15 protein-coding genes and 2 pseudogenes are annotated in these 16,262 nt (G+C 60.8%); 13 read left to right on the top strand and 4 right to left on the bottom strand.

Annotation, left to right across the window (positions count from 1 at the left end):
* Positions 1-92 precede the first annotated feature (92 nt).
* Positions 93-935: an ABC transporter ATP-binding protein gene (locus AB3L03_RS30150; protein ID WP_085360006.1), complete on the top strand. Its 843-nt coding sequence runs from the start codon at positions 93-95 to the stop codon at positions 933-935.
* Here AB3L03_RS30150 and AB3L03_RS30145 read toward each other — a convergent pair.
* On the bottom strand, positions 932-2,086 hold the full coding sequence (locus AB3L03_RS30145) for an AGE family epimerase/isomerase (protein WP_368507590.1): 1,155 nt from the start codon (positions 2,084-2,086) through the stop codon (positions 932-934). The two genes, AB3L03_RS30150 and AB3L03_RS30145, sit on opposite strands and share 4 nt — an antisense overlap.
* An 86-nt stretch (positions 2,087-2,172) precedes the next feature.
* Between AB3L03_RS30145 and AB3L03_RS30140 the strand changes: the two genes are divergently transcribed.
* The 4 genes from AB3L03_RS30140 (at position 2,173) to AB3L03_RS30125 (ending at position 6,069) form a co-directional block, all read left to right on the top strand.
* On the top strand, positions 2,173-3,396 hold the full coding sequence (locus AB3L03_RS30140; protein WP_368507589.1) for a phenylacetate--CoA ligase family protein: 1,224 nt from the start codon (positions 2,173-2,175) through the stop codon (positions 3,394-3,396).
* Between the two features lie 324 nt (positions 3,397-3,720).
* On the top strand, positions 3,721-4,215 hold the full coding sequence (locus tag AB3L03_RS30135; RefSeq protein ID WP_368507588.1) for a hypothetical protein: 495 nt from the start codon (positions 3,721-3,723) through the stop codon (positions 4,213-4,215).
* A 223-nt stretch (positions 4,216-4,438) separates the two neighbouring features.
* Positions 4,439-5,647: a DNA modification methylase gene (locus tag AB3L03_RS30130; RefSeq protein ID WP_368507587.1), complete on the top strand. Its 1,209-nt coding sequence runs from the start codon at positions 4,439-4,441 to the stop codon at positions 5,645-5,647.
* A complete protein-coding gene (locus AB3L03_RS30125) occupies positions 5,644-6,069 on the top strand; it encodes a DUF5681 domain-containing protein (RefSeq protein ID WP_368507586.1) in 426 nt (141 codons plus the stop codon). The genes AB3L03_RS30130 and AB3L03_RS30125 overlap by 4 nt, the downstream gene beginning before the upstream one ends.
* 141 nt (positions 6,070-6,210) lie before the next feature.
* Here AB3L03_RS30125 and AB3L03_RS30120 read toward each other — a convergent pair whose 3' ends face one another.
* Positions 6,211-6,801 (bottom strand): hypothetical protein, encoded by a 591-nt coding sequence (locus tag AB3L03_RS30120; protein WP_368507585.1) that lies wholly within the window; start codon positions 6,799-6,801, stop codon positions 6,211-6,213.
* A 245-nt stretch (positions 6,802-7,046) separates the two neighbouring features.
* Between AB3L03_RS30120 and AB3L03_RS30115 the strand changes: the two are divergent.
* The 3 genes and pseudogenes from AB3L03_RS30115 to AB3L03_RS30105 all read left to right on the top strand — a co-directional run bounded on the left by AB3L03_RS30115 (position 7,047) and on the right by AB3L03_RS30105 (position 9,604).
* Positions 7,047-7,903, top strand: a pseudogene (locus AB3L03_RS30115) (YqaJ viral recombinase family protein).
* Positions 7,887-9,029, top strand: a complete 1,143-nt coding sequence (locus tag AB3L03_RS30110; protein WP_368507584.1) for an ERF family protein — start codon at positions 7,887-7,889, stop codon at positions 9,027-9,029. The pseudogene AB3L03_RS30115 and the gene AB3L03_RS30110 overlap by 17 nt, the downstream one beginning before the upstream one ends.
* Positions 9,026-9,604, top strand: a complete 579-nt coding sequence (locus AB3L03_RS30105) for a hypothetical protein (protein ID WP_368507583.1) — start codon at positions 9,026-9,028, stop codon at positions 9,602-9,604. Before AB3L03_RS30110 ends, AB3L03_RS30105 begins: the two co-directional genes overlap by 4 nt.
* A gap of 103 nt (positions 9,605-9,707) precedes the next feature.
* On the opposite strand, the gene AB3L03_RS30100 is transcribed toward AB3L03_RS30105, so the two are convergent.
* Both AB3L03_RS30100 and AB3L03_RS30095 read right to left on the bottom strand, forming a co-directional pair.
* Positions 9,708-9,944: a hypothetical protein gene (locus AB3L03_RS30100; protein WP_368507582.1), complete on the bottom strand. Its 237-nt coding sequence runs from the start codon at positions 9,942-9,944 to the stop codon at positions 9,708-9,710.
* A 124-nt stretch (positions 9,945-10,068) separates the two neighbouring features.
* A complete protein-coding gene (locus AB3L03_RS30095; RefSeq protein ID WP_368507581.1) occupies positions 10,069-10,401 on the bottom strand; it encodes a hypothetical protein in 333 nt (110 codons plus the stop codon).
* A gap of 501 nt (positions 10,402-10,902) precedes the next feature.
* Here AB3L03_RS30095 and AB3L03_RS30090 point away from each other — a divergent pair.
* From AB3L03_RS30090 to AB3L03_RS30070, 5 genes and pseudogenes are all read left to right on the top strand, one after another.
* Entirely contained in the window at positions 10,903-11,124 is a 222-nt protein-coding gene (locus AB3L03_RS30090) for a hypothetical protein (RefSeq protein WP_368507580.1), read from the top strand.
* A 38-nt stretch (positions 11,125-11,162) separates the two neighbouring features.
* Positions 11,163-11,363 (top strand): annotated as a pseudogene (locus AB3L03_RS30085) (recombinase family protein); the annotation flags it as partial.
* 2,082 nt (positions 11,364-13,445) lie between these two features.
* Positions 13,446-14,855: an MBOAT family protein gene (locus AB3L03_RS30080; RefSeq protein WP_247819952.1), complete on the top strand. Its 1,410-nt coding sequence runs from the start codon at positions 13,446-13,448 to the stop codon at positions 14,853-14,855.
* 7 nt (positions 14,856-14,862) lie between these two features.
* Positions 14,863-15,837, top strand: coding sequence for a hypothetical protein (locus AB3L03_RS30075; protein ID WP_368507579.1), 975 nt, complete (start codon positions 14,863-14,865; stop codon positions 15,835-15,837).
* A gap of 190 nt (positions 15,838-16,027) precedes the next feature.
* A complete protein-coding gene (locus tag AB3L03_RS30070; protein ID WP_368507578.1) occupies positions 16,028-16,234 on the top strand; it encodes a hypothetical protein in 207 nt (68 codons plus the stop codon).
* The last annotated feature ends 28 nt before the right edge of the window (positions 16,235-16,262 follow it).

Below are 16,262 nucleotides of genomic sequence, written 5' to 3'. Positions count from 1 at the left end.
TCCAGTACGCCGCGGCCTCTCCGTAAGTGTCAGGCGTCTCTGGAATACAGGGTCGCCCGGTCAAGCCGGGCGACGACAGCGGAGTATGAGACATGACCGAAATTCATGAAGCAGCTGCTCGTCCCTCCCCAGGCGCTGTACCCGCGCCGCCTCTCCTCGCCGTGCGCAACATCGAGGTCGTCTATGACGATGTCATCCTGGTGCTGCGCGGTCTCAGCCTCGACGTGCCCAAGGGCGCGATCGTGGCGCTGCTCGGCGCCAACGGCGCCGGCAAGTCGACGACGCTGAAGGCGATCTCCGGGCTGCTCAAGACCGAGGACGGCGAAGTCACGCGTGGCGAGATCCTGTTCGAGGGCGAGCGCATCAACGGCATCGATCCCGATAAGATCGTTCGTCGCGGCATCTTCCAGGTGATGGAGGGCAGGCGCATCGTCGCCGACATGACCTCGCTGGAAAATCTCAAGCTCGGCGCCTTCACCCGCAGGGACCGCGAGGTTGGCGCCGATCTCGACATGGTCTTCAACTATTTCCCGCGCCTGAAGGAGCGCACCGGACTGGCTGGTTATCTTTCCGGCGGCGAGCAGCAGATGCTCGCGATCGGCCGCGCGCTGATGGCGCGCCCGAAGATGATCCTGATGGACGAACCGTCGATGGGTCTGTCGCCGCTGCTGGTGAAAGAGGTGTTCTCGATCATCCACAAGATCAATCGTGACCTCGGCGTCACCATTCTCCTGGTCGAGCAGAACGCCCGCGCTGCGCTGTCGGTGGCAAGCCACGGCTACATCATGGAGCAGGGCAAGGTCGTGCTCGACGGCACCGCGGACGAATTGCGCGACAACGAGGACGTCAAGGAATTCTATCTCGGCGGCGCTGGCGACCAGCGCAAGAGCTTCAAGAACCTCAAGAGCTTCAAGCGGCGCAAGCGCTGGCTCTAACCTTCCAATACCTGTTCCGCTTCCGTGACTGCGCAGAGAACATGATAGAACGACGACGCAGGAATGGTGTCGATCAGCGATTTGCCGTCGCGCTCGAACTGGTCATACCAGCCGCCCCGCACGGGATGGCTGAGATAATGGCGTTCGAGCCGCGCCAGCGCCATGCGCGCCTCCTCCGCCGCGCCCGCCTCGCCGGATTCAGCCTGCGCGATCCACGCCTTCGCAATCTCGGTCTGTGGCCACAGCCGGCGCGTAGTGCGGCGAATGTTGCCGGCGTCGTCACCCTCGTCGATCAGGCAGCCGGTGGCCTCGTCGCGATAGCGCAGCGCGGTTTCCAGCAGCTCGGCGCGCCGCTGTCCGGTCGGGCAGCCCGTGATGCGTTCGAAGCCCTTCAGCAACCAGACCCATTCCGCCTGGTGGCCGGGCTCGACGCTGACTGGCGCGATCTTCGACCAGTCCTCTTCGAAATATTCGCCGAGCGCGCGCGTCCGCTTGTCGTAGAGATTGGCGAGGAACAGCGCGAAGAACTCGCCGGCACGGTTCTGGAACGACAAATCGTGGGTCGCGTCGAAGCACGCGATCATCGCCTCGAACAGATGCATGTGCGGGTTCTGCCGGCGCGGCAGCGAGACCGGAAGGCCTTCGTGGACGCCGCCGTGCGGCGAGCGCAGATGGCCGTCGAGGAAGGCGAGCAGCGCGTCGACCTCGGCGCGAATTTGCGCGTCCTGGTCGAGCGCATAGACGGCCGCGAGCGCAAACAGGATGAAGGCGTGGTCGTAGGCGTCGCGCCGGCCGTCCAGCACCGCGCCCTCCGGCGTCAGCCGGTGCACGTAGCCGGGCCGGCCGTCGGGCGCCTTTGCTTTGGCGAGCAGATGCTCGAGCCCCTTCAGTGCGATGGCGCGCCCCTCAGGGTACCAGCCCATCTGCGCAGCCTTGGCGTAGCACCAGATCTGGCGGGCCTGCACGAACACCCGGCGCGGCGCGGCGCTGTCCGCCGTGCCGTCGCGGTGCAGCCGATCGATGAAACCACCCGCGCCATGGTCCCAGCCGACCGTCGACCACAGCGGCAGCGCCTCGTCGATCATGCGGCGCTTCAGGCGCGCAACGACGTCCGCCGCCTCGTCCGCCGCACTGATTCCCTCGTCCGCCATCGCGTCCTCTTCAAACCTCGCCCATGGCCGTCTGATACCCATGCCGGCGGCGGCGCGCAACGGATGCCAACCCGGAAAGATGAGCCATGACCGCCCATTACGACGCCCTCGAGACGCGCGAACAAGCCGCGCGCGAGGCCGATCTGTTCTCCCGCCTGCCAGGCGTGCTGCGCTCTGCGATGACCGCGCCCGCCTATGCCGATCGGTTGAAAGGCGTCGATCCGGCCGCCGTGACCTCCAGGGCGGCCCTGGCGGGCCTGCCGGTGCTGCGCAAGTCGGAACTACCGGCCCTGCACAAGGCCTCCACGCCTTTTGGAGGGTTCGTCGCGGCGGCGCCCGGCTCGTTCGCCCGCCTCTTCACCTCCCCCGGGCCGATTTTCGAGCCGGAGGGGCGGCAGGCTGACCCCTGGCGCGGCGCACGGGCGCTGTTCGCGGCCGGGTTCCGGCCCGATGACATCGTGCTCAACACCTTCAGCTACCATCTCACCCCCGGCGGCTTCATCTTCGATGCGTCGGCCCGCGCGCTCGGTTGCGCCGTGATCCCGGCTGGTCCAGGGAATACCGAGCAGCAATTCGAGCTGATCGAGGCCTACCGTCCCGTCGGCTACAGCGGCACGCCGGACTTCCTGAAGATCTTGCTTGATGCTGCCGCAAGCTCGGGCCGCGACGTCTCCTCGATCAAGCGCGCGCTGGTCTCGGGCGCAGCCTTCCCGCCCTCGCTCCAGGCCGAGATCAAGGCGCGCGGCATCGACGTCTACCAGGCCTTCGGCACCGCCGATCTCGGCATTATCGCCTTCGAGACCAGCGCGCGCGACGGTATGGTCGTGAACGAGGATCTCATCATGGAGATCGTCAAGCCCGGCACCGGCGATGCCGTGGCGCCCGGTGACGTCGGCGAGATCGTCGTGACCTCACTCGACCCGCACCATCCCTGGATCCGGCTCGCTCTCGGCGACCTCACCGCGGCACTGCCGGGGACCAGCCCCTGCGGGCGCACCAATATGCGCATCAAGGGCTGGATGGGCCGCGCCGACCAGACCACCAAGGTCAAGGGCATGTTCGTCCGCCCCGAGCAGGTCGCCGAGATCGGCAAGCGCCATTCCGCGCTCGGAAGATTACGCCTCGTCGTCACGCGCCAAGGCGAGGCCGATGCAATGACGCTGAAAGCGGAGACGGCGGCCGCGAACGATGCGTTGCGCGACGAGATTGCAGGCACCTTGCGCGCCGTGACGAAACTCGGAGGCGAGGTTGAACTGGTGAGGCCCGGCGCGCTGCCGAACGACGGCAAGGTGATCGCGGACGAGCGCTAAAGCATAAAGCCCCCAGACCCCAATTCCCTGCTAACAGGGAATTTTACAGGGATAGTCACCCGGCGCGGCGCAGCGATCGGCATGAAAATGCGAGAAGCGCCTTGAAATTCCTTGAGCATCTCAGCAACGAAGCGTCGAATTGAACAGGGAAATTCTGATGCGGGACAGGGAATGCGTGCGCGCTTAACAGTGAATCCCTCGTCAACCGTCCGCCGTAGACTTACGGGTCTTGAAGGTTAACGTTTGCGATCGCATTTTTCCGGAGGTTGCCGGCCTCCGGTGAGGAGTCCCGGTGCCAAGGCCCAATCAATTGAGGAGCAGTGGATGGGCATTTTCCGGTTGCGACTAGTTTCAATCGACGATCCGACCGAAGTGATCGTGCCTGCGACGGAATTGGACGACGACTATATCGCCGCGCTATCCCACCCATTTTTAAGATCTCATATTGTCATTCGTCAGGATGGCAAGATTGAAGCCAGGGTTGTCCATGGCGTCTACCGAGCCGAATTCGACCTCGGTCGCATGCTCCAAGCTCAACGCAAACGGGCGGCCCGCCCGCGTGTAAAGGTCGGCGATTATGCAGAGCCAATTCGACAGATCATAGAACGTCTGGTTTCCAAGCCGACGCTGCGTGGCCTCAACGCGAAGGCGATCTGGCCGCATTTCTTCTCGGAATTGCAGGATCTGGGCTGTGCCCCCTCAGAAGCGGCTGATGAATTGAGCGTTTCTTACGAGTTCGGCACTGGACGGCGAAAGATGACGTTCAGGACCTTCCGAAATGCGGTTGCCATGATACGGCGGGCACATCGGGCACGATAGCCCGGCTAGCGGGCAGCCGAACGGTACCAGCTGACTCCAGCGTCGACCCAGTCGAGCCGAGGAGTCTACCGTGACCGTATCATCGAAACACAACGAGGTCCTTACACACGTAGGACCGGTCGAGCGTCTCGCAATCAACGCAATTTCGCCGCCTTCGCGATCACTTCGCAAATACACCGATCGCCATAAGAGACAATATGCAAGGTGCATCGAGGCATTGGGCTTGATCACGCCCATTGTCGTCGATTCTTCCGGCGTCATCGTGGCCGGCCTGATCTGGTACCTTGGCGCGCTCCAGCTCGGGTTGCCTGAACTCCCCGTCATCCGGCTGACGCACCTCACCCCCGAAAAACTCGAACTCTACCGCATTGCTGAGCAGCGACTAAATGAGCTCGCCCCTTGGGACGACCGCGCCGTCGCGGAGACCTTCAGGGAGCTCTCCCAGCTCGACCTTGGGTTCAGTCTGGAAGTCACAGGCTTTTCCCAAGGAGAGATCGATTTTCGGATCGAGAACCTCGAATCTTTGCAGGTTGAGCCGTCGCCTGACCCCGCCGATATCGTTCCTGCGGTTCTTCCAACCAAGGTTTCGGCCGTTAACGACCTTTGGCAAGCAGGTCACCATCGGATCCTGCGCGGGAGCGCGCTGCAGGCTGATTCATTCTCCGCCCTAATGGCAGGCGAGCGGGCCCGGGCCGTGATCACGGATCCGCCGTTCAACGTTCCAATTCAAGGGCACGTCTCCGGCAAGGGACGCATTCGCCACCGCGAATTTGCGATGGCATCCGGCGAAATGTGCAGTGAGAAGTTCACCGGTTTCCTGAGCGGCTTTTTTCGTCGTGCGATAGAGCACCTTGCGCCGGGCGCCCTACTCTATCTGTTTATGGATTGGCGTCACTCCGCTGAGATTCTTGCCGCCGCTACGGAAATTGGACTCGAACTCAAGAACATATGCGCGTGGGTGAAATCGAACGCTGGTATGGGATCATTCTATCGCAGCCAGCACGAATTCGTCTTTGTCTTCAAGTACGGCAAAGCGTCCCATCGCAATAACGTAGAGTTGGGTCGACATGGTCGATTCAGAACCAACGTCTGGCAATATCCGGGGTGCAATAGCTTCGAGCGCAAAGGCGAAGAAGGCAACCTGCTTGCCTTGCATCCAACTGTAAAGCCGGTTCAGTTGCTTGCTGACGCAATTCTCGACTGCACTGAACGCAATGACATTGTTTTGGACAACTTCCTGGGCAGCGGTTCGACCTTGCTGGCGGCCGAACGGGTCGGCCGGCGCGCTTTTGCGACGGAGCTAGACCCGCTTTACGTCGACGTCGCGATCAGGCGCTGGCAGCGCCACACCGGCCAAAAGGCGGTTCACGTCAAAACCGGGCGCCTATTCGACGAAATGGCTGCAGATCCGAAGCGGGAGGGGGTGGAATGACCAAGCGCAAATCCGGAAACTATGAGGTTGGCTACGGAAAACCTCCGAGAGAGCGACGCTTCAAGCCCGGTCGGTCCGGCAATCCCCGCGGCAGGCCGAAAAAATGTCCGACTATGCTCGAGCTTTTTGCCCACGAGTTGAAGCGGACGCGAACCATTGTCGAAGACGGCCAACGGCTGCGCATCCAGACGGACAAGATACTGGTCAAGCGAATAGTCGATCTCGCTCTCAAGGCCAATGTGTGGGCCTTGAGGACGAGCATGGCAGTGATAGAGCAGGTTCGCGAAATCGAAGGTGCAAAACTCGAACGCGATTGTCACGCCATGACAACGGAGGAGCTAATCACGTATTACAATCGACTGCGGGAGATAAGGCCGGCAGACCACGCCCGCATCAAGAAGATCAAGGGTTCTTTTCCGTAACTTGGTCAAACTTCATGCCTGTCCAGCTTAGTTCCTGTGCAACAGCAAAAGGATCTCGGTCGTCCCAACAGGAACTAGTGCTGCCGGAGCTCACCCATACTGACCGAACGAGCCCGTACGGCCGGGATGAGGTCGAGCGACTTAGATGTCGACGGCAATTTCCATGCTCGTTCTGACAGCCACTCGCCAACCCATCAACGATGACGGATAGTCGCTCCGGACCGTGCATGTCGGCCCCATCGCTGCAAGGCACCCGCAATCACATGAACCGAACGGGGCCGCGCTGTCGAGGCGCTTTGGAGCGAAACTGCAGAACGAAGCCAAGTGACCGTGCATCAACCTCGCTCGAGACTTAGCAGTCGAAGCGCCCGCTTTTTGCTGCACCAAAGCGGCGCGCTCGTAGCGCTCAAGACCTTTAAGGTGTTTTAAGTCTACCGGAATTGGGCCGGTCAAAAGTGCGGCCAACGTGTCCTGCCGCAAGCTGCGGATGCGCAGCAGCGCGAGCTTGGAACGTGCGAGCCCCATCGCCGAAGCCGGTGTAACCTGATGCTCGAGTCCCAACGCAATCGCCGCTGCAAAGTTCTCGATCTCGGCAGGATCGCTGATAACGCTCCGCGCCAGCCCATGGCGCACCGCATTCTGGCTGGACCTTGCCTTTCCGGCCGTCGTGTTCGGGCCGGTGCTGCGCTTGGCGTTGGCGCGATTGGCTTCGATTTGTCGAATTGACGCCATCTGCGAGCTCCTTGTCCGAGGCTGGTTGCGGCACTCGGAAACCTCGCTCTAACATCTTGGTTCATCAAGATTATTCGGGCTAAAAAACAGCAAAATTGCTGCAGAAAGGACTGGCATTCCCGCGCCAAAGGATCGTTAATAATTGCAACCGGGCCTTCGCCGTTGGCCCCGGTCTCCTTCCTCGCCAGTGCGGGGCTTTTGGTGGTGCGGCGGCAAGCCGCGTTTGCCAAACCAAGGAGAGACCGGTGATCCCGATTGCAACCGATGGCGCCGAGACGCCACATCGCATCATCAAGTTCGACCCTATTGACCGGCGCGCCTTTGTCGGCGGCTCGGATGCCCGCATCATCATGGGCCATGATCAGGACGACCTCACGCGACTTTGGCGGGAAAAACGCGGCGAGATGGCCCCGCAAGATCTGTGGCAAAACCTGATCGTGCAGCTCGGCAGCGTGACCGAAGACCTCAACCGCAGCTGGTACCAGCGCGCGTCGGGCGTGACTATTACGGATATTCAGAAGCGGATTCGCCATCCGGTCCACAGCTGGATGGCCGCCACGCTCGATGGCATTGTCGCAGAAACCGGCGCGGTGTTCGAGGCCAAGTTCATGCTGCCCTGGGCCTTCACCGAGGAGGCGGCGGCCGACAAGCATATGGCGCAGCTGCAGCAAAACATGTGGGTGGTCGCCGCCCGTTCGGCGGTGCTGTCGATCATCACCGGCGGCGGCAAATGGGTCGAGCTCACGGTGCATGCCGACCCGCTCTACCAGCACCTGCTGCTCACGGCCGAAAAGAAGTTCTGGCGCTGCGTGCAGAGCGGCGAGCCGCCGGCCCTGTTCAACATCGAGCCGCCACGGCCGCGATTGGCCGCCGTCAAGGTCGTCGACATGACCGCCTCCAATCTATGGGCCGACTGCGCGGCGACCTATCTGCGCACCCGTGAGGCCCATGGCACGAATTGGCCAAGACCGAGCTGAAGAAGCTGCTACCCGAGGACGCCAAGGAGGCGTTCGGCCACGGTCTTCGTGCCAAGCGCTCCAAGGCCGGCGCGATCAGCTTTGATCCGGTTGAGATGGAGCGCGTCCATGCACCAGGCCAGTGAGCACATCGGGGCGATCGCGGCGGCGCTGGCCCGCGCCCAAGCCGAACTGACCAACCCGGAAAAGACCCTGACCGCGCAGATCCGCTCGCCGTTCCTGCGCGATGACGACCGCACCTTTCGTTATGCCTCGCTGGCGAGCGGCCTCGACATCGTGCGCAAGACCTTGAGCCAGCAGGAGATCGCCGCCATCCAGAGCACCCGGGTCGAGGCCAGCACCGGCCACATTCACCTCACCACCCTGCTCGCCCATTCCTCCGGCGAGTGGATCTCCTCGGAGTGGCCGGTCTGCGCCGCACGGGACATCGAGGCGCCGCACCGCATGGGCGCGGCGCTCACCTACGCCCGACGCTATGCCCTGTTCGCGCTGGTCGGGATTGCCGGCGAGGATGATCTTGACGCCCCGGATGCGGCCGCTGGTCCCCCCGCACCAGCTAACCTCAAAGCCTCGCCCGGCAAGGGCGCTCTCAACCGTGCCCCGGTGCTGCGGCCGGGCGAGTCCGCCGCACTCCGGGAGCAGCTATTGCGCCAGCTCGAAGCGCTGCCCGCCAGCACCGATCTGCTCAGCTGGGCCATGGCGAGCCTCCCGCTCAAGAACAGCCTGCAGGAGCCGGATGCCCGGGACGTCGAGGCAGCTTATCAGGCCAAGCTTGAGGACGCTGGCCGTGCTCAGGCCGAGCAGACGGCCGACCTGAATGGCACGCCAAGCCTGCCAGCAGCGCCTGCTGCTGACGCCGAGACCGCGCTGCAGCCAGCGCTACCCGAGGCCGGGCTCGCCCATCCCAAGGAGCCGTCCCGCAAACGCAGCAAGACGCACCTGTTGTTTGTTAGGGGGCAGCCCTGCCTGGTGTGCCGGCAAACCCCTTGCGATGCCCATCATCTGAAATTCGCTCAAGCTCGGGCGCTCGGCCGCAAGGTCAGCGATGAGTTCGCTGTCCCCCTGTGCCGCGCGCATCACCAGGAGCTGCATCAGCACGGCAATGAACGGGCGTGGTGGGCGAACCTGCAGATCGCGCCGCTGCCGGTGGCGCAGGAGTTGTGGGCGGCAAGCCCCGTCCACGATCCCGCCAACGTCGCCGTCGGCGCCGCGTCGCTTGCGGCAAACGTGGATTCGGAGGCCGCCGGATGAACGGTCTGTTCCAAACCGCGCGCGAGCTCACCGTCACGACGCTGCCGGTCGAGTTTGAGTCCTTGGCGCCCCCGCCACTGCTGCTGCCGGGCGAACAGCTCGAACACTACCAGGCGCTCCAGCAGGCGATCTTTGCCGACCTCGCGCCGCGGTCCGCCATCGAATGGCTGCTCGCCATTGACGTCGCCGAACTGTCCTGGGATATCCAGCGCTACCGCATGTTGCGGCATAAATTGCTCGAGACCTATCGCCAAAAGGCGGTTGAGGCGGCGCTGCGGCGCATCGACATGGTCGGAATCGATTCCGAGTTCGAAGCGGAGGCCGAGACCTACACCCGGCAGAACGCATTGAGCTGGCGACTTGATCCCGTCGCTGCCACCGAGATCGACGCGCGGCTTGCGACCTATGGCTTCGACCAACGCGCCATCACCACCGAAGTCTACGTGCAGGCCCGCGAGGTCCTGGTCTTGTTCGAGGGGCTGCTCAACGCAGCACAAACCAAGCGCATGCTGCTCCTTCGCGAGATCAGGAATCATCGTTTCCTCAGTGGACCGATGCGCCGACCGCGCGTCTGAGGAGACCGAGCTGACGTTGCGTAAACCTTGACTCGCCTTTGAGAGTAGGCAGCGCGACGTCCGCTTTGGCCCGGCAAGCTTCCGATCGCTCAACTCAGTTCAACTAGTCGCCGCGGGACCCGCGGTTGTCCTCGATGACAGCGGTCACGCCATCGATGAAAGCTTGACACTCCGCGTGGGTCTTGAACGTGCCTTTGTACCTCCCGAATAGGAAGACCGTCCGGCCCTGACCCTTTCCGGAAAAGTATTGGCCGACGTGTCCGCCGCCTTCGTCTCTGAGCTCAATGCTGCCAAGGCCTTGCACTAACTTGAGGTCTGTCTCGGGTAGCTTGATCCGCACATGTGTCTCCGCGATTCAGGCCGGCTCCGAAATCCTATCATGAACTGCGCGGACTCCACACTTAGCGCCAGGATGCCTGGTCGCCTCTTAGGAGGGCTCGCGGTCAACTCGCGGGTTTACCAGATCAGCGCTTCGCCGCGTTGCCGGCCAATTCCATCGCTAGATCCAGAGCTGCGACTCCAATCTGATCTGAAGACTGAGATTTGCAACGCCGGTCCATCCAAGCAACGATCGCGGAGAAATCGCCGCCACCGACAATTTCCCTCTCGGCACTCACGTTTAGACCGCTGACGAAGCCCACGACCCAGGATTCAAAGGCTGCCTTTACGACTAAGTTCTTCTTCCTATTCAGCCAGGCGGTACAAGATTGCGAGCCAGCGCCCACAATCGTTGATCCGGCGTTCAGGCAGGTTATCGGCAGAAGTAGCATCACGGCTATAGCGAGCACTCGTTTCATCTTTCTCTCGAATCGAACGACCACCTTGGGCAGGCAGTCTGACCGCTGCTTATTCAGCTTGGACGCTACCGGGCAAAGAAGCCGCTCAGCCCTTTAGAGGCAAGGATTTTATTTGCGGGCGATCCGCGCTGGCCAGGCGACCACCACCGGGATTAATCGGATGTGGCGGGCGTCGATTGCGAATCTCGCACCTGAAGACCAAGGGAATCCGGGAGCGGCGGAGCCGTTTGCTTGGGCGCTAGCCGGTAACCCGTGCAATTCGTCGGATTGAGGTCTTGGAGGCTAGCGCCGCGGCGATAAACCCAATCCTGGCAACACTTCTACGCGCCAGATCATGCTGACGGCTTCTACACCCACTGAGATGTTCATTTCCATAAGCGGAGTCCGGTTTGTGAGCTCTCGACTTGAGATAATTTCGATTTACCGAAATAATCACTTGCGCCGTCGGGCAAAACAGCTGCTTATAGAGCGCTGGTCCTACGAAATTGAAGGAGCAGCCGAATGGCGGAGGAAGGCCAAGCATCTAGCGAGCTGTCGAAGATCGCCCAGCTCAATGGCGACTTCAAACGGAATTACGGCGTTCTTCTCGGCGCATTTCTGTATCTGAGATCTATAAGCGCGGCACGGCAGCGATCCTGGCTTTGGGCCGGCTTGGCATCCGTCATCTGCTCGGTTGTGCTGAACTGGGTCGGCAAGCATCTCTCTTCCTGGTCTGGTTGGTGATACTATCGGCCCTCACGCAACCTGGCGGAGGCAGAAGCATGGCCAACGCACTGATCCTTCGGCGTCGGGCCGATGTTTTAGCGCCGACGAAAACCGGGCGCGCGGCCCAGTATGTGCGCATGTCAACGGACCATCAGCGATACTCGACCCAAAACCAGGCGGCTGCTATCGCCGTCTATGCCGCGCAGCACAGTCTGATCATCGTTCGCACCTACGCAGACAAGAGCAGGAGCGGCCTACCGGCCGCGCGGGCGACGAGGATGATCGGCGCCGCTACTATTCCAATGACGCACCGGCTCCCACAATGAGGACGGTGCGGGGGAAAACCACCAATGCTGCCAAGAAGAACAACGCAAGGGCAATTCCTGAGGCCAGCGAGAGGTGCCGCCAAGTTTGGAAGAGTTCGACGATTTGGTCTGTCATGGCCTCGGATGGGCTTTTGCGGTTTCGGCTGTTGCGATGTCTAGCCGAAAATACTGCTGGTGCTCACAGTCCTCCAAGATCACCGACTGTCGAGATCCTTTGTAAGCATCGTCATCGAAGAACACCGAATGTGTGAGGTGTGGCTTGTCGACCAACGGGCTTATCTCCCGTAAACAAACATAGTATCGGCCTGGCCCGTGGTCTGACTGTCGTGGCGCGGATATTTCAACCGGTTGCGCTAAATGTTGCTCCTTAACCGACTTGCCGACACCATTTTGGAGGGCCTCTTGGCGTGGCGGCTGAAATGGCTGAATAGCGGGGGGTGGCGCGGAGGCTTCTACCCAAATTGAAGAACAGCTTGACAAAAGCAAACAGAAAAGAGGCGTGTAACGCTTCACTTCACCAAACCAACTCTCTAGGAGTTTATCCCGACCCAACCTGTACAACGGCTGATCACGCTTTGAAATACCGAAAGTGCGCGAGGTGTCAGGCTTCATTCTGGTGCGATGGGTGCCAGTGATCGAGCATTCACTTGCCGAGCGCGGCCGTTCGTATGCTCTCTCAGATGGAATAAAGACAAAGAGCCGAATTGGGTAGGCGCGTCGGGGCAATATCAGAGGCTACGAAATTGAAGCTCGCCAATTCATACTCGCGGGGCCTCGCCGCTTCAATTCGTTACTATTAATGTGCGCTCCGGCGCCTGCACAACAATATGGCGCCGATGCTGGCAGACATTGAATACCGGCGGCGCAGGCGTTTTGGCTCTGGGCCATCCGTTCGCAGTGGGCAGGTATATCGACGTGCGGGCGGTGCGTCGGCGCTAAAGCGGCCCACAACGCGCCACCCGATCAACTCTTAGTGTGATCGCCCTGGGTTCGATGGCGCTACTGCCGAACAGTCTGTCTCACGCTGTTTTCCTGGCGGGCAATGGTTTCGTAGAACAGGAGCTTGGCCGCCGGTTTCACGCAGGCGGAGCTTCGATATCGGATACGTTATCGATGGAATGTTCCCGAAGCTGCCTGGAGGAATTCGGTTCTGATTACGCGGCTGAGGTACCCATTCTGAACGAGATCAGGACAGTGCTTCGATCACTGCCGCAGTCTGTATGGTGACCTTCAATGGCCGGCTACGGTTTCTCGGCACTAGCCGAAGCAGTCGGGTCGACTCTCCCAATCAGAAGAGCGGCGCATCTTATAAGCTCGCCGAAGTGGCGCAAATACACATTGCAGCGGGCTTTAGCGGATTCCTTTGCATTAAGCTCCGGTACCGTGATGACGGTTCATGTCGCATGAACCGATGTGGAGAAGCATGGTCGGTCCACCACTCTCCGCCACTAGGCCCGGTGCGACCCACCTCCCGATCCCCTATTCTTCGATGATCCTACCCAGGCTTATGGGTTCTCATCCGGGATTTCGCTTCAGGTGTTTGAGCCCTCGCCGTTGCCGCGAGAGGGCAGCCTTCTCATACCGTTCCAAGCTCGAGAAATATCCTATTTGCTTTCGTTCCGCGCCCTCAATCACCGCCAGATCACAACTAACCTAAGAGCCCGCACGCGATCCTGGCGACACCTAGCTCGAGGCAGATCTAGAAGCGCGACTTCCCAGTTCGTACCATTTTCTCGGGGGAAGGGCGAGTGATCCGACGGGTGGATGTTAACGAGGCAAGGGCCGCTGGCGGATCGATGAGAAAGGGCGGTCTCCGCATCGCGCAGACCGGCGCTCACGCGCACGCCCGTGCTGCGCAAATAGAACTGCCGCCCTGCAAAAGGCCTCGGTGCCCATTGGGGCCTTCCCGGCGACCGCGCGGCATCGTTCAGCGACCTCTCACCTCCCCGGCGTCGCTCAGTTGATCTTCCTTCGCGCGTCCCGTACTTTGCAGCGCGAAACGAGCGAAGGGCGATGCTGTTCAACTCAACGAAGTTTCTTTTTGTCTTCTTCCCAATCGTCTTCTTAGTCTTCTTCGTACTCGGGAGAATTGGACTGCGCACCATGGCGTCAACCTGGTTATTCACGGTCTCGCTCGTCTTTTATGGCTGGGACGATCCGAAATTCCTGATACCGCTAATCTCCGCCTCAATCGTCTTCAACTACCTGATGGGCCGCGCGATTTCTTCAACCCATAGCAAAGCGGTTCTGGGCGCCGGGATTGCCATCGATCTCGGCCTGCTGGCCTACTTCAAATACGCCAACTTCCTCGCCGAGAACCTCGCTTCCCTTGGCGCGCCTGCGCTGCATGTGGCGTTACCGATCGGCATCTCGTTCTTCACTTTCACGCAGATCGCGTTTCTCGTGGATTGCTATCGCGACGAGGCAAGCGAGTATAATCCTGTTCATTACGGATTGTTCGTATCGTATTTTCCCCATTTGATCGCCGGCCCGATCCTGCACCACAAAGAAATGATGCCTCAGTTTGCGCGGCCAGAAACCTACACGCTCAACACAGCCGCACTCGTGACCGGCCTCTGCTGGTTCGCGGCCGGGCTGTTCAAAAAGGTCGTTCTCGCCGACGGCATCGAGCCTTTCGCAAGCGCGGTCTTCGGCGCCGCCGATCACGGGCAGATCCCCGGCTTCGGCCTGGCGTGGCAGGCGGCGCTGGCCTACACGCTCCAGCTCTATTTCGACTTTTCGGGCTACTCCGACATGGCAATCGGACTCGCGCTGATGTTTGGGATTGTGTTCCCCGCCAATTTCAACAGTCCCTACAAAGCGACTTCGCTGATCGACTTCTGGCGCCGCTGGCACATGACCCTTTCGCGCTTCCTGCGCGACTACCTTTACATATCGTTGGGCGGCAATCGACACGGCCCGCTTCGACGCTATCTCAACCTGTTTGTCACAATGCTGCTCGGCGGCCTCTGGCACGGCGCCGCCTGGACCTTCGTCGTCTGGGGTACGCTGCACGGCCTCGGCCTGCTGTTCAACCACGCTTGGCGCTCGACGGGCTTGCGGGTTCCCGCACTCATCTCGTGGACGCTCGTGCTGATCTTCGTCATTTTCGCGTGGGTACCGTTCCGCGCCACGACCCTCGCTTCTGCAGCCGAACTCTGGACATCCATGCTAGGCTTCAACGGTGGCGGTACGGCAACCAGCATGCTCGGTTGGACTTGGATTGCTGCGCTTGCGGTGATCGCGCTTATGGCTCCCAACACCAGCGAAATCTTCACCCGAAGGGGAGATCTCGTTCCCGACATAGGAGAGATCTCGAGGCCGTCGCTCGGATGGGCTGCACTCGGCGGTGTCGCCTTCGGCGCGAGCCTGGCCGCCATTCTCGGCGGGCAGCCGACGGCATTTCTGTATTTCCGTTTCTGACGCCGTGATGCGCAATCTCGGTCTCATCATCGTCTTTGTCGTGGCGGCAGGCATGTCCACCGCGATTTTCCCGCTCGTCTACTGGCTGCCCAAGGCGCTGGCGTGCCGGACCAACGCCGACCCGACCGCCTTCCTCACTTATTGCAACAGCGACGATTACGGTGATTACGAACACGGCGCTTTCTACTGGAATCTCGAGCCGGAGGCGACGAAGGCCCTACGCTCGGCGCGCATCCTCTTTCTCGGCAATAGCCGCCTGCAATTCGGTTTCTCAACCGAGGCAACTCGGCACTATTTTCAAGAGAAGAATATGCCGTATTATCTCGCGGGTTTCACCTATTTCGAGAACATGGTGTTCATTGGGCGCTTGATTGATCAATACGATCTCAATCCCGACGTCATTGTCATCAATGCAGACGGCACTTTCTTCAGCGAGCAATTGCTGTCAACGCCTGCTGCCATGTTCATCGCGAAGCAAAACTCGCTCTACTGGAGAACGCTCTACGGTTACCTGCTCAAGGCCGCCTTCACGCGCATCGTAAGACCGATTTGCGAAACCTTTCCCTTCGCATGCAGTCAAAAGCTCCAGACCTTGTGGCGCCGGCGCGAGACCGGTGACTGGCTCTGGCAAGGCACCTTTGCCGAACTAAACAGGTCCATTCCAATCGATCCGGCAACCCGTCCGCCGACGCCCGATGAAGAGACAATGCGAGGGTTTGAAAAGGCCGCGGATAGCTTTCTGCGAACCCTTCGCATTCGCCGCCAATGCATCATCCTCACCGCCGTGCCTAACAGCGTGCTGACGGACGAACCGATTGCCGATCGCCTCGGAGAACGATTCCAACTCCCGGTGATCGTGCCTCATCTCGACGCTCTCGCAACGCTGGATGAAAGTCATTTGAATGCCGAGAGCGCGGAGCGCTGGTCAGAGGCCTTCCTACGCGCGGCGGCACCGATGCTCGATCGGTGCCTCCGAAAATGACTATCCCTGCCGGCGCAACCCGCCCGGCAGATTGGTCGACCGGCCACTGAAAACCTCTTTCGCTGCTTCACCGGGCGTCCGACAACTAGCAACGAGCTGGCCCCCGTTCTGAGCCCGGCTTTCTCAAATCTGCTTTGACAGCCGACACCTGCCGAGATACAGGCACGTCAAGCCTCAAGAAGGAATTGGTATGAAGCGCCTCGAGCGGCGCGTGCTCATGATGTTGGTGCAGCGTTTTGCCGAACAATCGAACGATCACGGCTACTCCCGTGATTACACGATCAGGGCGCCGTTACTTCAATTCGGACTTTTCGAAATATCTGGCGATACACTCCATGTTCACTATTACGTCTGCGCTAGAAAGATAGACGGCTTCCACTCGGGGAACACGATCTGATCGGAGATGCAAACAGCAGTTTGTGGCG

The sequence above is a fragment of the Bradyrhizobium lupini genome, assembly GCF_040939785.1.
Lineage (GTDB): Bacteria > Pseudomonadota > Alphaproteobacteria > Rhizobiales > Xanthobacteraceae > Bradyrhizobium > Bradyrhizobium canariense_D.
This window is presented reverse-complemented; position numbering and strand designations above follow the sequence as displayed.